Below are 21,660 nucleotides of genomic sequence, written 5' to 3' on the forward strand. Positions count from 1 at the left end.
CAGCAAATATGAGAAAGGCGAAAACACATGGGTTGCACGACGATTTTGGTTGGGAAAAAGGCTTCGGCGGACGGGTCGACGATTATGGCTCGGACCGACGACTCGGGACACGGGTCTTTTGAAGCGAAACGATTTGAGGTCATCGCGCCCGAGGATTTGCCAAAAACCTACCGTTCGGTCCTGTCCCATGTTGAAATCCCCCTGCCGGAAACCGGTTTGCGCTACACCCGTTTCCCCGATGCTGACACCCACAAAGGCCTGTGGGCAGGCGCGGGAATCAACTCGGCTCGCGTCTCGATGACCGCCACCGAGACGCTGACCTCGAACGAGCGCGTGCTGGGCGCCGACCCGCTGGTTGAACTGCGCGAAGCCCAAGGTGAGGAGGGTCAGGACGGTTTTGTGCCGGAACAGCCCGGCGGTATCGGTGAAGAAGACATGGTGGTGTTGGTGCTGCCCTACATTAAGACGGCTCGTGAAGGCGTGCTACGTTTGGGGGAGTTGCTGCAGCAGTACGGCACTTACGAGATGAACGGCATTGGTTTCGCCGATAACGACGACGTCTGGTGGCTCGAGACAGTAGGGGGGCATCACTGGCTGGCACGGCGCCTTCCGGAGGAATGCTATGCCGTCATCGCTAACCAGTTCAGTTTGGACGACTTTGATTTTGACGATGCCCTGGGGGAGGGGCGCGATTATCTGTGCTCGCCGGATTTGCGGGAATTCGTGGCTGACAACCACCTGGATACCGCGCAAACTGACGGCCAGCCGGCTCAGCGTTTCAATCCTCGCCTGGCTTTCGGGTCGCGAACGGATTCGGATCACACCTACAACACGCCACGAGTGTGGGCGTTGCAGCGGTTCCTCAACCCCACGGACGTGTCTCGGTTTGGTTTCCACGGGGATTCCCGCCCGGATTCAGACGACTTGGATTGGTGCCTGATTCCAGAACGGCTCATCACTATGGAGGACGTGAAATACACCCAGTCTTACCACTATCAAGGCACCCCGTTTAACCCCTACGCGAGGGCGGAACAAGCTTTGATAGGCGGCGCTGACCAGCGCGGTATGTATCGCCCGATTGGCATCAACCGTACCAATTTCGTGGCTGCCCTCCAGATTCGCCCGGAAAAACCCGCCACCACCACCGGACTGAACTGGATAGCCTACGGGGCCATGCCGTTCAACGCCCTGGTACCATTCTATGCCAACGTGCGGCACACCCCGGAGTACCTGGAAGCGACGACCCAGCGGGTCACCACCGAACATCACTATTGGGCCAATCGGATTATTGCCGCCCTGGTGGACGCCCACTATCATCAGACGATTCCGCACGTGGAGCGTTATCAGCAAAAGGTCGTGGCGGAGGCTTTGCAGATTGTGGCGCGTACTGACCGGGCGGTGGTTGAGCTGGGTGAGGACGCGGCAAATAACATGGAAGATTCCCGCGTTTACGAACTGCTGGAGGCCGCTAATGCCGAGATTGCTGACCTGTTGAAGCGGGAAACGGACGACCTGCTGGATAAGGTCCTGTTTGACGCCAGCCTCAATATGCACAATTCGTTCTCGCGTGATGATGCCTGAACTGGCGAGAAGTTCCAGACCAGATGAGGAGCCGAAGTTGCATCGGGCGATAGTCATTTATAACCCCGCGAAAGTCGGGGACGAGGACGAGTTTACAGCCGGTTTGAATGCGGCGGCTCAAAAGCACGATTTCGCTGTGGAATACCTCACTACCAGCGTTGATGACCCCGGTTTCGCGATGGCTGCGCAGGCTCGAGAGATGCAACCCGACCTGGTCATTGCCGCGGGTGGGGACGGCACCGTGCGTGTGGTCAGCACCGAGATGCGTCACAGCGAGATTCCGGTGGCGGTATTGCCGGCGGGGACCACGAATCTGTTGGCGCGAAACCTCAACGTGCCTTTGGATATGAAAGCCGCCATGGAACTGGCGTTCACGGGGCAAAAAGTCTCGATGGACATCGTGAAGGTGCATAACGAGACTTCCCGCAAACCTTGGTATTTCACGGGTATGGCAGGGATTGGGATAGATGCCGAAGTCATGCATCACGTGGATGAGGGGCTGAAAAAGGTGGTCGGTCCCGTGGCATACGTCATGTCCTTTTTCAAGCAGGTCAACAACTCGGTGTATCGGTGTCGGTTCCGCATTGACGGCAAGCAGGTTCTGAAGCGCAACGTGATTATTTTCATGGTCGGCAACACCTCTGAGCTGACCGGTGGAATCCAGCTGTTTCCCGACGCCACTCCCTTTGACGGTTCCCTAGATTTGCTGATTGGGGCTCCGCAGGGGGTCGGCGGCTGGTGGCGCGTGGTTAAGAACGTAGTTTTGAGGCTGGGGCGGCGCAGCACGCTGGAATATTTCAGCGGCAAGCGCTTTGAAGTCTTGCTGCACAAGCCGGCGGTGTGGGAGATGGACGGCGACCCCGAAGCGGCGGCGCGGCACTGGGTTTTCCAAGTCGTTCCGCAAGCCATCACGGTTGTCGCCGGGGAGCCTGGTTTTCGAGAGCTGATACGGTCGAGAATCAGGTAATTTTGCTGGTGTGAGGCCGTGTTAGATAGATTTTCGAGCCGGAGCTGATAACTTAGCGTGGCGCCAAAGTGTTGGGATTGGCGTAATCACTATCCGCCCGGCGGCGAGATTCATGGATAGGTGTTCCTTTCCCAAGTACAGTACAGTTCCTGCCACGGCACGTGTCCCCAGCCGTCCCATCAGGGTTTCAAGGTGTCTCGTGGCTCGATCGTCTACGTTAACAGCGCTCTTTACCTCGACTAATATGACTCTGCCGTCTGCCAGTTCGATAACTATATTCACTTCGGTGTTCCGCTCCCGCAGATGGAACAGACGATAGGGCTCCTCTCGCCAGGTGTTCTGTTTTTGTAGTTCCGCCAGTACAAAAGCCTCCAAGGTGCTGCCGAAGAGTTCGAATCCTCCACTCTGTCGCGCCTTTTGCGGTGTCAGACCGGAGAAGAAACTCGCCATGCCGCAATCTGCCACTGAAATCTTGGGCCGACGCACCGCCCGACCCGAAAATCCCATACCCCATGACGGCAGGATATTTATCAGATACATGCTTTCAGCCAGTTGCAGATAATCACCGAGAGCTGTCTCAGAAATCCCCAAAGACCTGGCAATTTTGGCCTTAACCAGTTCGGAAGCGCCGCGAGATGCCAAAACCCGCAACAGGTTTTCCAAATGCAGGGGATAGGTGCTGGCACCGGCAAGTTCTTTGGCATCATGAGTGGCGAGTCGTTCAATATAACTGCGAAACCAGCGATTCGCTTGCGGATCAGGCCGTTTCAATGGTTCGGGATAACCGCCAGCCAGCACAATCTGACGTATTTCTTCAGCTGTCTGCGGGGTGGTTATTGTCTCTGAGTTGTCCCGTGTCTCGGCCGCTGGGGTGAATCCTCCCGCACAATCGCGGATAATCCATTCCACCCAATCCTCGGGTTCAAGGCGTTTTTCGATTTCACCCTGGCTAAGAGGGTAAACGGTTAGCGACTCAGCTCGACCGGCTAAAGAATCTGAAATCTCTGGAGTCTTTAACAAATCTGTCGAGCCGGTGATAGCAAAGCGCCCTGGGCGCCGGTCCTCATCAATGGAGGCCTTAAGGGCAAGTGCCAGTTCCGGGGCGCGCTGTGCCTCATCTATAGCCAGAATTTTTTGTGGAGCCTGTTCCACGAAACCACGCGGGTCGTTTTTAGCAAACAGCAGAGTTTCTGGGTTATCCAGAGTTACAAATACGGTGTCATCAGGAGGCAAGGCTTGGCGCATCAAGGTGGATTTACCAACTTGACGAGCTCCCTGCACGACTAGAAGCGGAGCATATTTCAGAATGTCTCTGGCAACCGAACCCCCGTGTCGAGGCAGTTCCTCTGTAACGCGCAACATGCCTTATATTATAAGGGAAAAATCGGTGTTGCGCGAGGATTTGCCACCCGAAACGCGAGGATTTGCCACAATATATGGGTATCAACAGCAACTCATTTGTTGCATCAGGTCGCCTTTTGGTGTGCTTGGAGCTTGTTTTCCTCTCCAGCAGAGTTCATTTTGGCGGCTCCGAAGATTGCTGAGTAACAAGCGGCGGTATTGAAGAGCCTTGATTACCGGGAGGGCTGGCATTTCGACTAAAGTTGAAAAGGTTTTGAGTTGGCTCGGAGTCAAGGAAATCGAGGAAAAATGAGCGAAAACGTGTTGAGTCCGCTGGATACAGAGGGTTTGGAGCGGGAAGTTTCCGCGGCTTTACAGGACATCGCGGCGGCAGCCGATGTGGAATCGCTGAAAGCGGTGCGTTCCCGTTACAACGGAGACAAAGCGCCTTTGACCCTAGCAAAGAAACTTATCGGGAAACTCGATCCTCAGGATAAAGCCACCGCGGGTCAGAACTTGGGGGCTGCCCAAGGGCGGGTCCGGGCGGCTCTGGACGCCAAACAGATTGAACTGCAGGAGGCCGCGCAAGAGGCAGCTTTGGAGGCGGAAACCGTGGACGTGAGCGTGTTGTCCTCGCGTCACCCGCTGGGATCGCGCCACCCGCTGATGGTGCTGGAAGAGGAAGTCGCGGACTTTTTCGTGTCTCTCGGGTGGGACATTGCGGCCGGCCCTCAGGTGGAACACGAGTGGTTCAACTTTGATGCGTTGAACTTCGACGCCGATCACCCGGCACGTCAGATGCAAGACACTCTCTATGTCGATTCCACTTCCGTGGGTGGCAGCGCGGAAAACCCGGCCAACCTGGTGCTGCGCACGCACACCTCTCCGGTGCAGGCGCGTCTGTTGACGACCCGCGAGTTGCCGATTTACGTGGCTATCCCCGGCAAAGTGTTTCGTGCTGATGAACTGGACCCCACCCACTCTCCGGTGTTTAACCAGGTGGAGGGCTTGGCGGTGGATAAGGGTCTAACGATGGCGGATTTGAAAGGGACCTTGGATCACTTTGCCCGCGCCATGTTCGGCCCGGAGGCAAAAACCCGCTTCAGACCATCGTTCTTTCCCTTCACTGAGCCTTCCGCGGAGGTGGACCTGTGGTTCCCACAAAAGAAAGGTGGCCCCGGCTGGATTGAGTGGGGTGGTTGCGGCATGGTCAATCCGAATGTGCTGCGTGCCTGCGGGGTCGACACAGAGGTTTATCAAGGGTTTGCCTTCGGAATGGGCATTGAGCGCACGCTGATGCTGCGCCACGGCATAGAGGATATGCACGACATCGTAGAAGGCGACGTGAGGTTCTCAGATCAGTTCGGCGTGAATGGAAAGGGGCGCTAAAAATGGCTTTTGTTTCGATTGAATGGTTGCGGCGGTGGACGGAAGTTCCCGCGGACACCAGCGCGTCCCAACTCGCAAAAGACCTGGTAAAGGTCGGTCTGGAAGAGGAGACAATCCACACTTCGGGGGTGACGGGTCCACTGGTGTGCGGCCGGGTGGCTTCGATGGTTCCCGAAACGGCCTCCAACGGTAAAACCGTCAACTACTGCCGGGTAGACGTGGGTGAGGAATTCAACGATGCTCCCGGCACCGGCAAGGAACCCTCCGACATTCCCAGCCGCTCCATCATTTGCGGGGCACACAACTTCAAAGAGGGCGACCACGTGGTGGTTTCCCTGCCGGGAGCCGTACTGCCCGGCGATTTCGCCATCGCCACCCGGAAAACTTACGGACATATTTCGGACGGCATGATTTGTTCAGCTCGTGAGCTGGGATTAGGCGAGGAATTCGATGGCATCATCGTTTTGGAGGAATACCTGGGCGAGCGCGGCGTGGAAATTCCCGCCCCCGGAACCGATATGCTGCCCATCTTGGGATTGAACCAGGAACTGCTGGAAATCAACATCACCCCCGACCGCGGCTACTGTTTCTCGATGCGCGGAGTGGGCCGTGAATACAGCCACTCCACGGGCGCAAAGTTTACCGACTGGGGCTTGGCTGAAAACCTGAAAAACGGCTTGCCCGCAGCCAATGATTCCGGCTTCCCTATCGAAATCGAGGACGCGGCCCCGATTCGCGGCCATGTGGGGTGCGACCGGTTTGTGGCGCGGATAGTACGCGGACTGAATCCGAGCGCGCCTACGCCGCAGTGGATGGTGGCGCGGCTGGAATCGGCGGGAATGCGTTCCATATCCTTGCCGGTCGACGTGACGAACTACGTCATGTTGGACCTGGGCCAGCCCATGCACGCTTATGACCTGGACAAAGTGACCGGCCCCATCGTGGTGCGCCGAGCCCGTCAGGGCGAACAGCACACTACCTTGGACGACGTAGAACGCACCTTGGACGCGGAGGATCTGTTGATTACTGATTGCCAGGGCGGTCACGGCGCGCGTGTACTTGGCATCGCTGGAGTTATGGGTGGCGCGGAAACGGAGATGACCGAAGCCTCCACGAACGTCCTGCTGGAAGCGGCGCATTTCGACGCGGTGTCCGTGGCTCGTTCGGCGCGCCGTCACAAGCTACCCTCGGAGGCTTCAAAGCGTTTCGAGCGCGGTTCCGACCCCGAACTTCCGCCGGTGGCGGCCCAGTACGCGGCCGAGCTACTGGTGGAATACGGCGGTGGCACCATTGACGCGGGGGTCACCGACGTCAACAACGTCACGCCCCAAGCAACCGTGACCTTGCCTTTTGCGGCCGCAACTCAACTCATCGGGGTGGACTACGCGCCCGAGCGGGTGGAGGAACTCTTGCGTGCTATCGGCTGTGACGTCACCAAGTCCGGTGATGATGCGTTCGCGGTCGTGCCCCCCTCGTGGCGTCCCGACCTAGCTGGCGGCCCCGCCCACCTCGTTGAAGAAATTGCCCGACTGGACGGCTACGACAAGATTCCTTCCGTGGTGCCGGTCGGACCCGCCAAGATTGGCAACCCGGCACCGCTGCGAACCCGTCGGGAGGTCAGCGACACGTTGGCTGAAGCGGGTTTGACCGAAGTTATGACTTACCCCTTCTTGGGCAATGAACACGATTTGATGGGGTTGCCGGCAGACGACCCGCGCCGCGACACCGTCAAGCTGGCCAACCCGCTGGCTGATGATGCCCCCGCACTGCGCAGTTCTCTGCTGGATACCTTGCTGAACACGGCTTCGCGCAATGTGTCTCGCGGCAATCCGCGGGTGGCGATTTTTGAGTTGGACCAGGTTGTTAGTGCGCAGGGAGTCGTTCCGACGCCGATTCCCGGAGTGGAGGAAAAGCCCAGCGACGAGGTTATGCAGGCGCTGCGAGCGGGAGTTCCGAAGCAACCCTGGCACGTGGCGGCGGTGCTGGCAGGAAACGCTATAGAAGCCAGCCCTCACGATGCGGCGCGTGCTTGGGACTGGGCGGATGCCATAGAGTTGGCGATTCGCGTAGCGGTTTCGCAAGGTTTGGCGGTGCGTCCCGAAGCCTTGGGTGCCGGGGGACAAGCCACGGTCGCCGCGCCTTTCCACCCCGGACGGATCGCGCAAATTCGTGTAGGTGCGCTCACCGGCGGGAAGGTGCTGGGATACGCCGGCGAACTGCACCCCAAGGTGTGCCAAAACTTCGGCCTGCCGCCCCGGACTTGTGCATTTGAACTGGATTTGGACGCGATTGAAAGGGCCCGCCCCAAGGATGCATTCCAGCTGCGTCCCGTCTCGACTTTCCCGGCCGCCAAAGAAGACTTGGCATTTGTCGTGAAGCAAGACGTTCCCGCGCTGAAGGTCTATAACGCGATTGCCAAGGCCGGGGAAGGGCTGGTTGAGGAACTGCGCTTGTTCGATGTGTTCGAGAACGTGGAACAGCTGGGGGAGGGCCGGAAATCCTTGGCGTTTGCGTTGCGGTTGCGTGCCGATGACCATACGCTGAGCCCTCAGGAGATCAAGGAAACTCGCAACCGCATCATCAAGAAAGTCGAGAAAACCTGCCAGGCAACCCTGCGCTAGACGCCCCGGGTCAATCAAACGCTGCTGACGTAGTTGGCGGCGCAACTTAAGGAGTGAGCGTGGTTAATCGGAGTCCACGAGGTCGCAAGCGTTTCTTCATCGGAGGGATTCTGGTTTTGGCCCTAGCGCTGGTGGGCGGTGCCGCGTTCCTGTTGTGGAATGGGAACGCGAAAGGTTCGTGGCGCCTGAATGACGCTTGGAGAGGCCAGAATCTGAATCATCCGGGGCCGGTAGGGGGGCAGATGCTGGACGGTGCCGTGGCTTACCTTGCTACCGCGCCGAAATATGACGGTTCCAAAGTTTATCCCGGCGGGATACCAAACGATGGCACCGGGGTGTGCACCGATGTGGTGTGGTACGCCGCCAAAGCGGCAGGAATGGACTTGCGCGACCTAGTTGACGCGGATCGGCGGGCTGACCCGCAGGCTTATGCCGCCACGGCTCCTGAGGGCGAGACCGCCAATCCAGACATTGATTACCGTCGAGTGCGCAATCTCATCGTCTATTTCGACCGTCACGCCCAGAGCCTCACCACCGACACTACGGACGTGGCGTCTTGGCAGCCCGGAGACATCGTGGTGTGGAAAGAACACGTGGCGGTTATCTCAGATAGGCGCAACGCCCAGGGTTTACCTTATGTGTTGCACCACGAAGGCAACGGAATATTGTCTCGCTACGAAGCAGATATCCTCGGTAATCGCGGGAAAGTTTGGCGGCACTATCGGCTGGAATCTTTGGGTGCAAAACTCGCTGGGCACTAGCCCGTGGGGGCGGTTTTTCGGTCATCTCACTCCTAGCCCCCGAACCTCTTGGCATAAATATGCAACTCTATGAATAAACATGTATAGTTGGTGGTATGGCAGAGATTTCAGGTAAAAAGGTCAAAGTCGCGGTGGCGGGAGCCTCCGGTTCTGCCGGCGGTGAGCTGCTGCGATTGCTGTTGAATCATCCCCAGGTGGAGATTGGGGCCCTGACGGCGGCGTCCTCGGCCGGCGAGCCGTTAGGAAAGCATCACCCACATCTGTTCCCTCTGGCCCAGCGAGTGCTGCAGCCCACAGATGTAGAGAATCTGGCGGGACACGATGTCATTTTCTTGGGGCTGCCGCACGGCGCTTCGGGCCAGGTGACGCGCGCTTTGCGCGATGCCGGGGTGAAGTCCCTGCTCATTGACTGTGGGGCGGATCATCGTTTGACTGACCCGGCCGCGTGGCGGGACTACTACCATTCGGACCCCGAAGAACCTTGGGTGTATTCGCTGCCGGAGCTGTTGCACGCCAACGAAAGTGTGGCACAGATACAGCGTGCCGCATTGCGTCAGGCTTCGGAGATTGCGGTACCGGGGTGCAACGTGACCGCTGTGACTCTGGCGCTGCTGCCGGCGGTGTGGGCAGGACTGGTGGATACGTCTGACATCGTGGCGAACCTCGCGGTGGGCTATTCCGGGGCTGGCAAAGCCATGAAATCTCACTTGATGGCCGTGGCGGCATTCGGCAACGCCCAAGGCTATGCTATGGCTGGCGTACACCGGCATATCCCCGAAATCGCACAGAACTTCCGAGTCGCCGGCGCCAGCGAAGTCAAGCTCAGCTTCACTCCCGTATTGGTTCCCATGAATCGCGGCATTCTCGCTACCGTTACCGCGCCCTTGGTTGGGACTGGAGACCCGAGCGAACTACGCCGCGTCTATCACGAAGTTTGCGACAACGAACCCCTATTGGAATTCCTTCCCGAGGGCAGTTGGCCCACCGTGTCGATGGTGAGCGGCTGCGCCAAAGCGGCCATCCAAGTGGCGGTGGATGAACGTGCTGGTAAAGTTGTGGCGCAATGCGCTATCGATAATTTGGGCAAGGGCACCGCGGCAGGAGCCATTCAGGGCATGAACTTGGCCTTGGGCTTCCCGGAGCTGACCGGGGTTCCTACCGTTTCGATGGCGCCCTAGACCAGATTAGGCGTCGCGGATTTTCCGCTGGGAGTTCCGAACCACGCAAAATACCCAATCGATTGCGCTGCGCCTGCTATGATTTCATCGAGCGTCCGTTCAGCCTGTGTCGCTACCGGACTAAATTTAGAGCAAAGGCGTGTTACTTATGTCCAATCCTCAATACGGCGTGCAGCCTCAACCTCAACAGCCTCAACAACCGCAGTCCCAACCCCAGCAGTACCAGCAGATGCCCTACGGCGTCAATGCCGGTGCTCCGGGACAATATCGCGAAGTCAGCAAGATTCTCTACGTGTTGATGTGTTTCTTTTTCGGAAACCTGGGTGTACACCGTTTCCTGCGTGGTCAAGTCGGTCTTGGTATCCTGATGATTCTCACCCTCGGTTGTGTTGGAATTTGGACTCTGGTTGACTTCATCATTAGTTTGGTCAAACTGGGTTCATATCAGGGTGACAACTTCCAGTTCGATCAAAATGGTGCCTGGGTTCTCTAATCCTGCGTAAACTGCGAACAGGTTGGCTCGGATTCTCATGGATTCGAGCCAACCTGTTTTTACGGATTTCAGTACGGTTTTGTAAAACTATTCATATTGGCGTATATTTATTACCTGTAAGTGTGAAAAACAGGAGGTAGGCAGTGAGCGTTACTTATCCCCGTGGTTTCAAAGCCGCCGGTGCCCATGTGGGCCTGCGCGGCAAACTGCACCCGGATATGGCCATCGTGCGGAATCTGGGCCCAGATTCTACCGTGGCGGGAGTGTTTACTTCCAATCGTGTGTTTGCCGCCCCGGTGGGCTGGGACCGGAAAGTCGTTGCGGGCGGCCAGGCTCAAGCCGTAGTCATCAACTCGGCAGTCGCCAACGCCTGCACCGGTGAACAGGGGAATCGGGACGCTGCAGCGATGGCAGCGCATCTGGGTCGGGTTCTCGGTGTGTCTGAAAATGAATGTTTGGTGTGCTCCACCGGAATCATCGGACGCGCTTTAGATATGCCGAAAATGACCGCTGGCATCGACAAAGTCGCTACCCAACTGCGTGAGGACGGAGGCGACGAGGCGGCCGAAGCTATCCTCACCACCGACACGAAGTCGAAAACAGCCACCCACGAAAGCCCTTCCGGGTGGAAAATCGGCGGTATGGCGAAAGGCGCCGGAATGCTGGCTCCCGCCCTGGCGACCATGATTGCGGTCATCACCACCGACGCGGTTTGGGACGGTGCCACCCTACAGACGATACTGTCCGACACAGTTGAAAAAACGTTCAACCGCCTCGACTCGGACGGCTGTATGTCCACCAATGACACCGTGCTGCTGCTGGCATCCGGCGCTTCCGGGATCAAGCCTGACCCGGACGAGTTCGCCGCCGGCCTTCTGCAAGTCTGTAAAAGCCTAGCCCTACAGTTACTGGGAGACGCCGAGGGAGCTCATCACGATATCGAAATTAGGGTGACCGGGGCGGCCAGCGAAGCGGGCGCTTTGGAAGCCGCCCGAACGATTTCGCGGTCCAACCTGGTGAAAACCGCCGTGTACGGCAATGACCCGAACTGGGGGCGCATTCTGTCCCAGCTGGGCACAGTTCCCGAAGATGTCTTGCCTTTCGACCCGGCTCGTGTGGATGTTTCCATCAACGGTGTGAAAGTTTGTAAAAACGGGGGAATCGGTGAGGACCCCTACCTGGCTGACATGAGCCCGCGAGAGTGCCACATCCTGGTCGAGCTGCACGCCGGTCAGGAAGAGGCCCACCTGTGGACCAGTGACTTGACCCACGAATATGTGCATATCAACGGGGATTACACCACGTAACCAACCCTAGAGGGGTATTACCCGGCCGGAAACACGGTCCAGGACTGAACATTGGAAGGAACGCGATGATTACGCCGATACAAAAGACCGAAGTGCTGCTGGAGGCCATGCCGTGGCTGCGCAGCTACCGCGGCGCTACTGTCGTCATCAAATACGGCGGCAACGCGATGGTCAACGAGGATTTGCGTCGCGCATTCGCCGCTGACATTCAGTTCCTGCACCAGGTCGGTTTGCGGACGGTCGTGGTACACGGCGGGGGGCCGCAGATTACGGAAATGCTGGATCGTCTGGGCTTAGAGGCGCCTTTCATCAACGGCTACCGGGTGACGACCCCGGAAGTCATGGAGGTCGTGCGCATGGTCCTCACCGGCAAGGTTCAGCGTGATCTCGTGGGCTTGCTGAACGTGGAAGAATCTCTGGCAATTGGTCTCACCGGTGAGGACGCTGGCCTGTTTGGGGCGCGTAAACGCCAATGCCCCCCGGACAGCGACCTGGGACTGGTCGGGGACATCGTCAATGTTCACCCCCGCGCTGTCGTGGATATGCTGGAACGGGGCAACATTCCGGTCATTTCCTCTATCGCGCCTTCCGTTGACGACCCTAACGTCGTGCTGAACGTTAACGCTGATGCGGTCGCGGCGGCCTTGGCTATCGGTTTAAAGGCACGCAAGCTCATTATCCTCACCGATGTCGAGGGACTTTACCGGAATATTGACGACCCGGCTTCCCTCATCAGATACTTGACCGTCAGCGAATTGGCGCGCATGTTGCCGACTTTGAAATCGGGAATGGTGCCGAAAATGCAGGCCTGTCTTGATGCCGTGCAGGGCGGCGTGTCCCGAGCGACTATCATCGACGGCCGACTGGCTCACTCCATGCTCCTCGAAATCGTGACTGACCAAGGAACCGGTACCGAAGTCATCCCCGATAATCTCCGTCCGACGCGCCCTCATGACGGCGAGCCCCTGCCCACGATACAGTTCCGCTGAGCCTTGTCCTATACCTCTGAACCAGCCTAGTGAAAGAAGCGAAAATGGACGTCAAAGAGTGGATTACGCGCTACGAAAACTCGATAATGAATACTTTTGGGACGCCGAAGACCGTGCTGACTCGCGGGGCGGGCTGCTTTGTCTGGGACGAGGACGGCCATCAATACCTCGACTTGTTGGGTGGTATCGCGGTCAACGCCCTGGGGCACGGACACCCGAATATCGTCACCGCTTTACATGAACAGGTCGAAACGTTAGGCCACGTCAGCAACTATTTTGCGACCCAGCCTCAGATTGAGGCCGCTGAGCGGATTTTGTCCATCATTGAGCCCGGGGGAGCTCCGCAGGGGTCTCGCGTGTTCTTTACCAACTCCGGTACCGAAGCGCTGGAGGCGGCGTTCAAGTTGGCGCGGGCGCGCGGAGGAGCTGCTCGCAGCAGATTCCTCGCGCTGGAAAACTCTTTCCACGGCCGTACCATGGGGGCACTGTCACTGACCTACAAATCGGTTTTCCGCGATCCTTTCCTGCCGATGCCCGCCGAAGTTGATTTCCTGCCTTACAACATCGCTGCCTTGGAGCGTGCCTTTGACGGGGAGCGGGGAGAGTCCATCGCGGCTCTGTTCATCGAGCCGATTCAAGGCGAAGCCGGGGTGCGTCCGATTTCTGATGACTTCCTCAAGGTCGCGCGCGAAGTGACGGCTCGTGCCGGCGCCCTGCTGGTTTTGGATGAAGTGCAAACCGGCATGGGGCGGACAGGAACCTGGATGGCTCACCATACGGCGGGAATCGTTCCGGACGTGGTGACGTTGGCAAAAGGGCTGGGCGCCGGGTTCCCGGTCGGGGCTTGCGTGGCTCTTAACGCTGAGGCGGCAAGCGTGTTAAAGCCGGGGATGCACGGTTCAACTTTTGCGGGAAATCCGCTGGCGGGAGCCTCCGTGCTGGCGATGATTAACACGGTTGAAGAGGAAGGCTTGCTGTCTAACGTACAAAACGTAGGGGAAATCTGTAAACGCGAGATTCTCGAGCTGGAACACCCCCTCATCAGTGAAGTTCGGGGACGGGGCTTGCTGCTGGGAATCGGGTTGCGCAATCCTCTGGCCAAACCGCTGGCAGATGAACTGTTCAAAGCCGGATTCATCGTCAACGCCCCGGACACGTTCACCATTCGTCTGGCTCCGCCGCTTATCATCAACCCGTCTCAGACCCGCATGTTTACCCAAGCGCTACCGGAAATCTTGGACCGGGTGCAGCGCCAGGCAGACGAAGAAATACGACTCGGAGTCCCTCGTGTCTGAAAACCTGGTAGTGCAATCCAAAATTGCTCGCCACAGTGCTATTTCCCGGCTGTTGGCGGATAACGTGGTGCGCTCTCAAGGGGCTTTGCAAATTCTGCTGGAAAACGCCGGATTCTCGGTCACACAAGCGACGCTTTCGCGCGACCTCGAAGAGTTAGCGGCTACCAAAGTGCGCGATGAGAAAGGGGAGCTACGCTACGTTTTGGGCGGCGTGCGCACTGCCGCAGATATGCCGTTGCAGCTGCCGGGAACGTTGGAACGCTGGTGCGCCCCGCTTTTGATTCAGGCGACTCAGGCCATGAATCAGGTGGTGTTGCGCACTCCGCCAGCCACAGCCGGCACCCTGGCGTCGGTCATTGACAAGGAAAACCTGGAACACGTGTTGGGCTGCCTGGCAGGCGACAATACTATTTTGGTCATCTGCGACAGCGTGGAATCCGCCAAAGAACTGCGCGATAAGCTGCGAGGCCTGGCCAAGCGCTAGACCTACATATTATTTCCCCAGATTTAAAACCTCAAGAACACAATTTTTAGACCTATTTTTTGAAAATGAGAAAGAGAGAAAACAATGACTGAACGGGTAGTGCTGGCTTATTCCGGCGGTTTGGACACTTCGGTGGCTATCGGCTGGATGAAAGACAAGCTCGGTGTGGACACGATTGCGGTGTCGGTGGATGTGGGCCAAGGCGGCGAGGATATGGATGTGATTCGCCAGCGCGCGCTGGACTGCGGGGCAGTGGAAGCCTACATCGCTGACGCCAAAGACGAGTTCGCCACCGAATACTGTATGCCCTCTCTGCAAACCAACGGCCTGTACCAAGGCCAATATCCCCTGGTCTCGGCGCTGTCCCGCCCGCTCATCGCCAAACACCTGGTGATGGCTGCCAAACAGTTCGGTGCCACTACCATGGCTCACGGCTGCACCGGAAAGGGCAATGATCAGGTTCGTTTCGAGGTGTCATTTACCTCGCTGGCGCCGGACTTGAAATGCGTGTCGCCGATTCGTGATTTGTCCCTGCAACGCGATGTGTCGATTGCCTACGCGGAGGAACATCACCTGCCCATCGAAGCGACGAAACACAACCCCTTCTCGATTGATCAAAACTTGTGGGGCAGGGCCATTGAAACCGGCTTCTTAGAGGACCTGTGGAACGCCCCCACCAAAGATGTGTACAACTACACCGATGATCCGGCATTCGCGGGAATCCCTGATGAAGTAATCATTACTTTTGAAAAGGGCATTCCCGTGGCTATTGATGGGGTAAAAATGACTCCGCTGCAGGTCATTCAAGAGATGAACCGGCGTGCCGGTGCCCAGGGGATTGGGCGTATTGATGTGGTGGAGGATCGTCTGATTGGGATTAAATCGCACGAAATCTATGAAGCTCCCGGCGCGATGGCCCTGATTACTGCCCATCAAGCCCTGGAAGCCGTGACCCTGGAGCGGATGCAGCTGCGTTACAAGCGTCAGATGGTGGAGCCGGCATGGTCAGATTTGGTTTACGAAGCCCAATGGAATTCGCCTCTCAAGAAATCCTTGGACGCGTTTGTGGCGCACACGCAAGAATACGTGTCCGGCGATATTCGGATGGTCATGCACGCCGGGCGGGCGGTGGTCAACGGACGCCGTTCCGAGGCTTCCCTCTACGATTTCAAACTGGCGACCTACGATTCCGGGGATTCTTTTAACCAGGACGCGGCGCGTGGTTTCATTGAACTGTACGGATTGCAGTCCAAGCTGGCCGCGGCGCGTGACGTAAGGTACGGCAAGGGCATCACGCTGCAGGCCTCGCACCTCTAAATGTCAGCACAGCGTCCCAGTTTTCCGGGCCGCAGCCTCGCCACAGTTCCCCGGCAGCCGAGCCAATCGGTTTGGCTGCCGGTGGTACTGTGGCGTTGAGAGAAAAGGAGTACACATGAGTGAAAAGTTGGCCCTGTGGGGCGGCAGATTTCAGGGCGGACCTGACCAAGCGTTGGCGGCGCTGTCGGTGTCCACCCAGTTTGATTGGCGTTTAGCAGATTACGACTTACAGGGCTCTTTGGCTCATGCGCAGGCGCTGCGGGCGGCGGGGCTGCTGACTGAGTCGGAATACGCCGACTTGAGCGCTGCCCTGCGCCGTCTGCGGGCGGACGTGGCTGAGGGAACTTTCACTTTTTCCCCCGATGACGAGGACGTTCATACCGCCCTGGAACGAGGATTGCTGCAAGAGAACTACGCCGGGTCGGAACTGGGCGGAAAACTGCGGGCGGGACGCTCCCGCAACGACCAGATTGCCACCCTGGTGCGGATGTACCTGCGCGACGCCGCCGCCCACCTGCAAGGGCTGATAACGGCACTTTGCCAGGCAATTTTGTCCCAGGCCGACCGTGCCGGAACCCGTATCATGCCCGGTCGCACGCATATGCAGCATGCCCAGCCCGTTTTGGTGGCGCACCAGCTGATGGCTCACTTTTGGCCCCAGCTGCGTAACTTGGAGCGTTTGCGGGACTGGGAAAAGCGCAATGACGCCTCCCCGTATGGGGGCGGAGCCTTGGCAGGCAATACGTTGGGGCTCGACCCGGAACTGGTCGCCCGTGAGCTGGGTTTTTCCCAGGTGTGTCCGAACTCTATTGACGCTACGGCTTCACGAGACGGGGTGGTGGAGTTTCTCTATGTCCTCACCCAGGTGGCGGTGGATATGTCGCGATTAGCGGAGGAAGTTATTATCTGGGACACCGCCGAGTTCGGCTACGTCACTTTGGATGATTCCTATTCGACCGGGTCCAGCATCATGCCGCAAAAGAAGAACCCGGATGTGGCTGAACTGGCTCGTGGCAAAGCGGGACGTCTGCTAGGCGACTTGACGGGATTGCTGGCCACGATGAAAGGTTTGCCGCTGGCTTACGACCGGGACCTGCAGGAGGACAAAGAGCCGGTGTTTGACGCTATCGACACCCTGGAAGTCCTGTTGCCGGCGGTGACCGGAATGGTGGACACCATGACCCTGCACTATGAGCGCCTGGAAACGCTGTCTATTGCCGGTTTCTCCTTGGCTACCGATGTGGCTGAATGGCTGGTGAAACGCGGTATGCCGTTCCGTCAAGCGCACGAGGTGTCGGGAGCCTGTGTCGCGTTGGCAGAAGGACGAGGCGTTGGGTTGGAGGACCTCAGCGATGCTGATTTCGCGGGGGTCGACCCGTTGCTGACCCCTGAGGTTCGAGACGTCCTGACCGCTGCCGGTTCGGTTCGGGCTCGCCGGGGGGTGGGTGGCACCGCTCCGGAGCGTGTAGCTGAACAGATTGCCGCGGCCCGCCAGAAGTTACAAGCGTTCCAGCGCTAACGCGGCGCGAAGGGGTGGTGCAGTGCCGCCCGGGGAGAGGCCAGCGGCACCCCGCTTACCGTTCATGTTGTGTAGACAAACTAATCTTTAGTGTACATAAAATATAAATCGAGGTATAATAAAGACATCGAGCGGACATCTGTGATGACCGGATTCGAGAGGTGGGCTCAGGCTCACCGAGACGAGGACAGAACGATAGTAAAGGAGGTGCAACGGTTATGAGTAGCATATTGAACTGGCTAAAGACCGCCCCAAAAACTTTCACCAGCGGGAAGGTTATTTCCGGCGAGGCGCCCCAGATGTGCGCAGACACTGTGATGGCGAAAGCCTATCGAGTGAATATGGCGCATGAAATTTTGGCTGACCGTTAAGGGGGACGGAAACCAAAAAAACAGCAACGACGCAAGCGGACGAAGATGTCCGCTTTTTTGTTGCCTAAAATCCGGCGTGCCGGGACTGGAACGCGAGTGCCGTCTAGTTCGTCAGCCGCGGAGTCTCGCAAACAAAGCCTTTGAATCCGTGATTGCAATAGCCGTGGGGGTGGTGAAACAGGTACGCCTGATGATATGGCTCCGCGAGCCAAAACTCGCCGGCTGCGGCCTGGCTGAGAATCTCGGTTGTAATCGGCCCTCGACCGGCTTGGGCAAGGGTTTTCCCGAAGGATTGCCGGGATTGCTCGGCTAGCTGGCGCTGTTGCGCAGTAGTGTAAACAATCATCGAGCGGTACTGACTGCCTCGATCGTTACCTTGCCGCTCGCCCTGAGTGGGGTCGTGGTTTTCCCAAAACACTTTCAGCAGGTCTCCCGCGCTCGTGCGGGTGGGGTCGTAGACTATGCGGGTAGTTTCGGCGTGCCCAGTTTGACCTGTACAGACATCTTCATAAGTGGGGTGCGGCCAGTGACCTCCCAGATAGCCTACCGCCGTGTTGATGACCCCGGGCTGGCTCCAAAAAATGCGTTCCACTCCCCAAAAACATCCCATCGCTACGTAAAGAACCTCGTGGGGGAGGGGCCACGGCCCGGTGAGAGAGGTTTTGAGTACGGGGTGAATATCGGTCAGGGCGGTCCCGGAATCGTTTTGAAAGCCAAAATCCATAATCCTAGTGTGACACCGTGCACCGGGATTGTCCTGGGCGGGGTTTCTCTCTCGGCTACAGAGTTATTAGACTCGAAAGCGTGTTTCAGCCGATAGTGGTCGCAGCGGCGATTGTGGATGACCTCAGCCAACCAACGCAGGTGCTGGGGGCGCAGCGCTCTTATCCCGAACAGTGGCGGGGTTTCTATGAGTTTCCCGGCGGCAAAACTGAACCCGGAGAAACTCCTGAACAGGCTCTGCGTCGAGAGCTGCGCGAGGAACTATCAGCGGAAATTATAGTTGGGCAGCGATTGGAGGAAACCTGGCCCGCTCACGGAGGATTTCAGATGTTCGTGTACCTGTGCGCCCTCGCTCCGCACAGCTCGGCACAGGTCGGAGCGGCGCATCTGGCCCTGCGATGGGTCGACCTCAAACATTCCGAGAGTTTGCCTTGGCTCCCCGCTGATTATCCGATTCTGACAGCGATTGCGCGGCATTACGGCATCACCCAGGACTGAACGGCGCGTCATTGCTCTCGTGCCTCTCGGGTATCTTCGGACGTGGCGTGGGCTCACCCGGTTTTGAGGTTCGGGCTCACAAGGGAGCTGCGGCGGTGTGGCGCGAAAATATGGGTTTTCTTTTGCCCGGTCAAGCTGGGGTATTGGTGTGTCAGGTCAGGATAGTGATAGTTTAGAACCCGTGTAAAAAGCTGTTTGCCTTACCGGGGCGGCAACAATTGAAACTATTTGTATAGAGAAGGCGAGAAATCCTTGTCCAACCAGCCTGCGGCCGCTGCGACAAATAATGCCGGAGCCAAGTCCGCTCATCCTTACCGCGAGTTAACTTTCCGAGCCATTGTTGTCGGCGGATTAATCACCCTGATTTTCACCGCCGCTAACGCTTACCTCGGGTTGAAAGTCGGCCTAACTTTTGCCACTTCCATTCCGGCTGCCGTGATTTCCATGGCTATCCTGCGTTACTTCCATAATCACACGGTCGTGGAAAACAATATCGTCCAGACCATCGCTTCAGCGGCCGGGACGCTTTCGGCCATCATTTTTGTGGTTCCCGGCCTGGTCATGGTGGGATACTGGTCCGGCTTCCCCTACTGGGAGACCACAGCCGTGTGCATGGTCGGCGGCATTCTCGGTGTGATGTATTCGATTCCGCTGCGTCGCGCTTTGGTGACCGGCTCGGATTTGCCCTATCCGGAGGGGGTAGCGGCCGCAGAAGTGTTGAAAGTGGGGGATGAAAACGGTTCCGCCGAGGAAAATCATCGCGGCTTGCTGGTGATTATCTGGGGCGGTTTGGCGTCCGCAGGAATGGCGCTGCTCACGGCGTTAAAAGCCGCCGCGGGGTCCTTGAGCGTGAACTTTAGGATTGGCGCCGGAGGCACCATGATTGGCGGTTCGTTGTCTCTGGCCTTGATGGGGGTAGGACACCTGGTCGGTCCCGCGGTTGGCATCGCGATGCTGGTCGGTTTGCTACTTTCCTATGGCATTCTGCTGCCGATTCTGACCCAGGGCCAGGTCGCCGGTCAGGATCTCGGTGATATGGTCAGCACGGTTTTCGCCCACGATGTACGGATGATTGGTGCTGGAGCTATGGCTGTGGCTGCAGTATGGACCCTGCTAAAGATTATTGGCCCCATATTGCGCGGTATCGCTGATTCCTTGAAATCCTCTAAACTGCGTGAAACCGGAAACCAAGTTCCCTTGACGGAACAGGACATTCCTTTCAAGTACGTGGCTGCCATTACTTTGCTGTCCATGATTCCCATTGGTTTGCTGCTGTGGAACTTCCTCCGAGATTCGCCCATCTCGCACCATCTGGTGGCGCTCATCATCCTCAGCATTCTGTTTGTGCTGGTTCTGGGCTTACTGATTGCCAGTATCTGTGGCTATATGGCGGGTCTGATTGGGGCCTCGAACTCTCCTATCTCCGGCGTGGGCATCATCGTGATTATTGCGGCTTCGCTGCTGATTCTGTTGGTGACCGGCAACACCAGCCAGACTCACCCCACCGAACTGACCGCCTACGCGCTGTTTACGACCGCTATCGTCTTTGGCATCGCCACCATCTCGAATGACAACCTGCAAGACCTGAAAACCGGCCAGTTGGTCGGAGCAACCCCGTGGAAACAGCAGGTAGCGCTCATCATCGGGGTTATATTTGGCTCCCTGGTGATTCCTCCGGTCCTACAGCTGTTGATGACCAGCTTTGGCTTCTCCGGGATGGAGGGCGTGGATGAGACAACCGCTCTGCAAGCCCCGCAAGCGACCCTGCTGTCCACCATCGCCAAGGGAATTTTTGGCGGGGACATGAACTGGCAGTTGTTCGGTCTGGGGGCTTTGATTGGTGTCGTTATCGTCATAGTTGATGAAATCATGGGGCGCGTCAGCCGTTTCAACCTGGCTCCGCTCGCTGTCGGCATGGGCATGTACCTCAACATCACGACCACCCTGGTCATCTCGCTGGGCGCCCTGGTGGGCTGGATTTACAACCGTTGGGCGTTGCGCCAAGAAAAGGCGGAACAGTCCAAGCGTCTCGGGGTGCTGCTGGCTACCGGCATGATTGTGGGTGATTCACTGTTTGGGATTCTCAACGCCGGCATCATCGGAGCTACCAGTAACGCTGATGCCCTAGGAATCGTCCCGGATTCTTTTGCCCCCGCTGCCAAAGTCGTGGGAGTGATTGTTTTTGTGGGTCTGTTGGCTGTCAGCTACCGCTGGGTGATGAAGAAATCCGGCGAGTCCGAGTCAACACCAGCTTCAGAAATCAACGATTCTTCCCGAAGTGAAGCCTAAAAGACCCGGTCTGGGTGGGTTTACGGAAAGGAACAGACGCAATGACAGAAACAGCCGCTAGGAGAGTACCGTACTTGGATAAAGCCTTTCCCGAAGTCGCTGCTGCCATGGAGGAAGTGACTCGCAGGCTTAAGCCCGTTTACGAGCAGGTCGGTCTACCGGCTAGCCTGATTGAACTCGTTTGCCTACGTGCCAGTCAGATGAATAGATGTGGGACTTGCCTTTCTGTACATGTGCCGCGTGCGCTACAAGCCGGTGTATCTCAACTGCAGATTGATGTGTTGCCCAGTTGGAGGGAAGACACGGAATTGTTCACACCTCAGGAAAAGGCCGCACTGGAGTTGACTGAGCACTTAACCAGGCTCCCTGAAGGAGTGCGCAACTCCAGCGTGGGGGAGCACGCGCAGACATTCTTTACCGAAGCTCAGGTGGCTGCTCTCGAATGGTGCGCCATCATGATTAATGCCAACAACCGGATTTCAATTGCTTCGCATCACCCGATTCGCAAGTATCCGCCAGTATCCAGTTAGGAGAAAA

At 57.7% G+C, this 21,660-nt stretch carries 19 protein-coding genes; 17 read left to right on the plus strand and 2 right to left on the minus strand.

Going from position 1 to position 21,660, the window contains the following annotated elements:
* Positions 1 to 27 precede the first annotated feature (27 nt).
* On the plus strand, positions 28 to 1,581 hold the full coding sequence (locus SPI05_RS00210; protein ID WP_321075049.1) for a C69 family dipeptidase: 1,554 nt from the start codon (positions 28 to 30) through the stop codon (positions 1,579 to 1,581).
* 37 nt (positions 1,582 to 1,618) lie between these two features.
* Positions 1,619 to 2,548, plus strand: coding sequence for a diacylglycerol/lipid kinase family protein (locus SPI05_RS00215; protein ID WP_321075051.1), 930 nt, complete (start codon positions 1,619 to 1,621; stop codon positions 2,546 to 2,548).
* 21 nt (positions 2,549 to 2,569) lie between these two features.
* On the opposite strand, the gene SPI05_RS00220 is transcribed toward SPI05_RS00215, so the two are convergent.
* Positions 2,570 to 3,910, minus strand: a complete 1,341-nt coding sequence (locus SPI05_RS00220) for an ATP-binding protein (protein ID WP_321075053.1) — start codon at positions 3,908 to 3,910, stop codon at positions 2,570 to 2,572.
* 288 nt (positions 3,911 to 4,198) lie between these two features.
* Here SPI05_RS00220 and pheS point away from each other — a divergent pair, with 288 nt between their 5' ends.
* From pheS to SPI05_RS00280, 12 genes are all read left to right on the plus strand, one after another.
* Positions 4,199 to 5,278, plus strand: coding sequence for a phenylalanine--tRNA ligase subunit alpha (pheS, locus tag SPI05_RS00225; RefSeq protein ID WP_321075055.1), 1,080 nt, complete (start codon positions 4,199 to 4,201; stop codon positions 5,276 to 5,278).
* Between the two features lie 2 nt (positions 5,279 to 5,280).
* Positions 5,281 to 7,899, plus strand: a complete 2,619-nt coding sequence (gene pheT / locus SPI05_RS00230) for a phenylalanine--tRNA ligase subunit beta (RefSeq protein WP_321075057.1) — start codon at positions 5,281 to 5,283, stop codon at positions 7,897 to 7,899.
* Between the two features lie 59 nt (positions 7,900 to 7,958).
* Positions 7,959 to 8,660: a DUF1287 domain-containing protein gene (locus tag SPI05_RS00235; RefSeq protein WP_321075059.1), complete on the plus strand. Its 702-nt coding sequence runs from the start codon at positions 7,959 to 7,961 to the stop codon at positions 8,658 to 8,660.
* Between the two features lie 95 nt (positions 8,661 to 8,755).
* On the plus strand, positions 8,756 to 9,838 hold the full coding sequence (gene argC / locus SPI05_RS00240) for an N-acetyl-gamma-glutamyl-phosphate reductase (RefSeq protein ID WP_321075062.1): 1,083 nt from the start codon (positions 8,756 to 8,758) through the stop codon (positions 9,836 to 9,838).
* A gap of 148 nt (positions 9,839 to 9,986) precedes the next feature.
* On the plus strand, positions 9,987 to 10,331 hold the full coding sequence (locus SPI05_RS00245; protein WP_321075064.1) for a TM2 domain-containing protein: 345 nt from the start codon (positions 9,987 to 9,989) through the stop codon (positions 10,329 to 10,331).
* 143 nt (positions 10,332 to 10,474) lie between these two features.
* Positions 10,475 to 11,638 (plus strand): bifunctional glutamate N-acetyltransferase/amino-acid acetyltransferase ArgJ, encoded by a 1,164-nt coding sequence (argJ, locus tag SPI05_RS00250; RefSeq protein ID WP_321075066.1) that lies wholly within the window; start codon positions 10,475 to 10,477, stop codon positions 11,636 to 11,638.
* Positions 11,639 to 11,703: 65 nt separating this feature from the next.
* A complete protein-coding gene (gene argB, locus SPI05_RS00255; RefSeq protein WP_321075068.1) occupies positions 11,704 to 12,627 on the plus strand; it encodes an acetylglutamate kinase in 924 nt (307 codons plus the stop codon).
* Positions 12,628 to 12,671: 44 nt separating this feature from the next.
* Complete coding sequence (locus SPI05_RS00260; protein ID WP_321075070.1) at positions 12,672 to 13,922, plus strand: acetylornithine transaminase; 1,251 nt, start codon at positions 12,672 to 12,674, stop codon at positions 13,920 to 13,922.
* On the plus strand, positions 13,915 to 14,406 hold the full coding sequence (locus SPI05_RS00265; RefSeq protein ID WP_282921804.1) for an arginine repressor: 492 nt from the start codon (positions 13,915 to 13,917) through the stop codon (positions 14,404 to 14,406). Before SPI05_RS00260 ends, SPI05_RS00265 begins: the two co-directional genes overlap by 8 nt.
* Before the next feature lie 84 nt (positions 14,407 to 14,490).
* Positions 14,491 to 15,723 carry an argininosuccinate synthase gene (locus SPI05_RS00270; protein ID WP_295027358.1) on the plus strand — a complete coding sequence of 411 codons (1,233 nt, stop codon included), beginning with the start codon at positions 14,491 to 14,493 and terminating at the stop codon, positions 15,721 to 15,723.
* A 115-nt stretch (positions 15,724 to 15,838) separates the two neighbouring features.
* On the plus strand, positions 15,839 to 17,242 hold the full coding sequence (gene argH, locus SPI05_RS00275) for an argininosuccinate lyase (RefSeq protein ID WP_321075075.1): 1,404 nt from the start codon (positions 15,839 to 15,841) through the stop codon (positions 17,240 to 17,242).
* A 218-nt stretch (positions 17,243 to 17,460) separates the two neighbouring features.
* Positions 17,461 to 17,613, plus strand: a complete 153-nt coding sequence (locus SPI05_RS00280; RefSeq protein ID WP_321075077.1) for a hypothetical protein — start codon at positions 17,461 to 17,463, stop codon at positions 17,611 to 17,613.
* Between the two features lie 103 nt (positions 17,614 to 17,716).
* Here the strand turns inward: SPI05_RS00280 and msrA are convergent, their stop codons facing one another.
* A complete protein-coding gene (gene msrA, locus SPI05_RS00285; RefSeq protein ID WP_321075079.1) occupies positions 17,717 to 18,337 on the minus strand; it encodes a peptide-methionine (S)-S-oxide reductase MsrA in 621 nt (206 codons plus the stop codon).
* Between the two features lie 80 nt (positions 18,338 to 18,417).
* On the opposite strand from msrA, the gene SPI05_RS00290 reads away from it, so the two are divergent.
* The 3 genes from SPI05_RS00290 (at position 18,418) to SPI05_RS00300 (ending at position 21,653) form a co-directional block, all read left to right on the plus strand.
* Entirely contained in the window at positions 18,418 to 18,834 is a 417-nt protein-coding gene (locus SPI05_RS00290) for a (deoxy)nucleoside triphosphate pyrophosphohydrolase (RefSeq protein ID WP_321075080.1), read from the plus strand.
* A 252-nt stretch (positions 18,835 to 19,086) separates the two neighbouring features.
* Entirely contained in the window at positions 19,087 to 21,123 is a 2,037-nt protein-coding gene (locus SPI05_RS00295) for an OPT family oligopeptide transporter (protein WP_321075082.1), read from the plus strand.
* 41 nt (positions 21,124 to 21,164) lie between these two features.
* Positions 21,165 to 21,653, plus strand: a complete 489-nt coding sequence (locus SPI05_RS00300; protein WP_321075083.1) for a carboxymuconolactone decarboxylase family protein — start codon at positions 21,165 to 21,167, stop codon at positions 21,651 to 21,653.
* Positions 21,654 to 21,660: the final 7 nt, after the last annotated feature.

It is taken from the genome of Mobiluncus sp. (genome assembly GCF_034180645.1).
Classification (GTDB): domain Bacteria; phylum Actinomycetota; class Actinomycetes; order Actinomycetales; family Actinomycetaceae; genus Mobiluncus.

Excerpts from the sequence above, each read along its gene's own strand:
- SPI05_RS00210 (WP_321075049.1), top strand. The coding sequence starts at position 28 with ATGGGTTGCACGACGATTTTGGTTGGGAAAAAGGCTTCGGCGGACGGG.
- SPI05_RS00220 (WP_321075053.1), bottom strand. The coding sequence starts at position 3,910 with ATGTTGCGCGTTACAGAGGAACTGCCTCGACACGGGGGTTCGGTTGCC.
- pheS (WP_321075055.1), top strand. The coding sequence starts at position 4,199 with ATGAGCGAAAACGTGTTGAGTCCGCTGGATACAGAGGGTTTGGAGCGG.
- pheT (WP_321075057.1), top strand. The coding sequence starts at position 5,281 with ATGGCTTTTGTTTCGATTGAATGGTTGCGGCGGTGGACGGAAGTTCCC.
- argC (WP_321075062.1), top strand. The coding sequence starts at position 8,756 with ATGGCAGAGATTTCAGGTAAAAAGGTCAAAGTCGCGGTGGCGGGAGCC.
- SPI05_RS00245 (WP_321075064.1), top strand. The coding sequence starts at position 9,987 with ATGTCCAATCCTCAATACGGCGTGCAGCCTCAACCTCAACAGCCTCAA.
- argB (WP_321075068.1), top strand. The coding sequence starts at position 11,704 with ATGATTACGCCGATACAAAAGACCGAAGTGCTGCTGGAGGCCATGCCG.
- SPI05_RS00260 (WP_321075070.1), top strand. The coding sequence starts at position 12,672 with ATGGACGTCAAAGAGTGGATTACGCGCTACGAAAACTCGATAATGAAT.
- SPI05_RS00270 (WP_295027358.1), top strand. The coding sequence starts at position 14,491 with ATGACTGAACGGGTAGTGCTGGCTTATTCCGGCGGTTTGGACACTTCG.
- argH (WP_321075075.1), top strand. The coding sequence starts at position 15,839 with ATGAGTGAAAAGTTGGCCCTGTGGGGCGGCAGATTTCAGGGCGGACCT.
- SPI05_RS00280 (WP_321075077.1), top strand. The coding sequence starts at position 17,461 with ATGAGTAGCATATTGAACTGGCTAAAGACCGCCCCAAAAACTTTCACC.
- msrA (WP_321075079.1), bottom strand. The coding sequence starts at position 18,337 with ATGGATTTTGGCTTTCAAAACGATTCCGGGACCGCCCTGACCGATATT.
- SPI05_RS00300 (WP_321075083.1), top strand. The coding sequence starts at position 21,165 with ATGACAGAAACAGCCGCTAGGAGAGTACCGTACTTGGATAAAGCCTTT.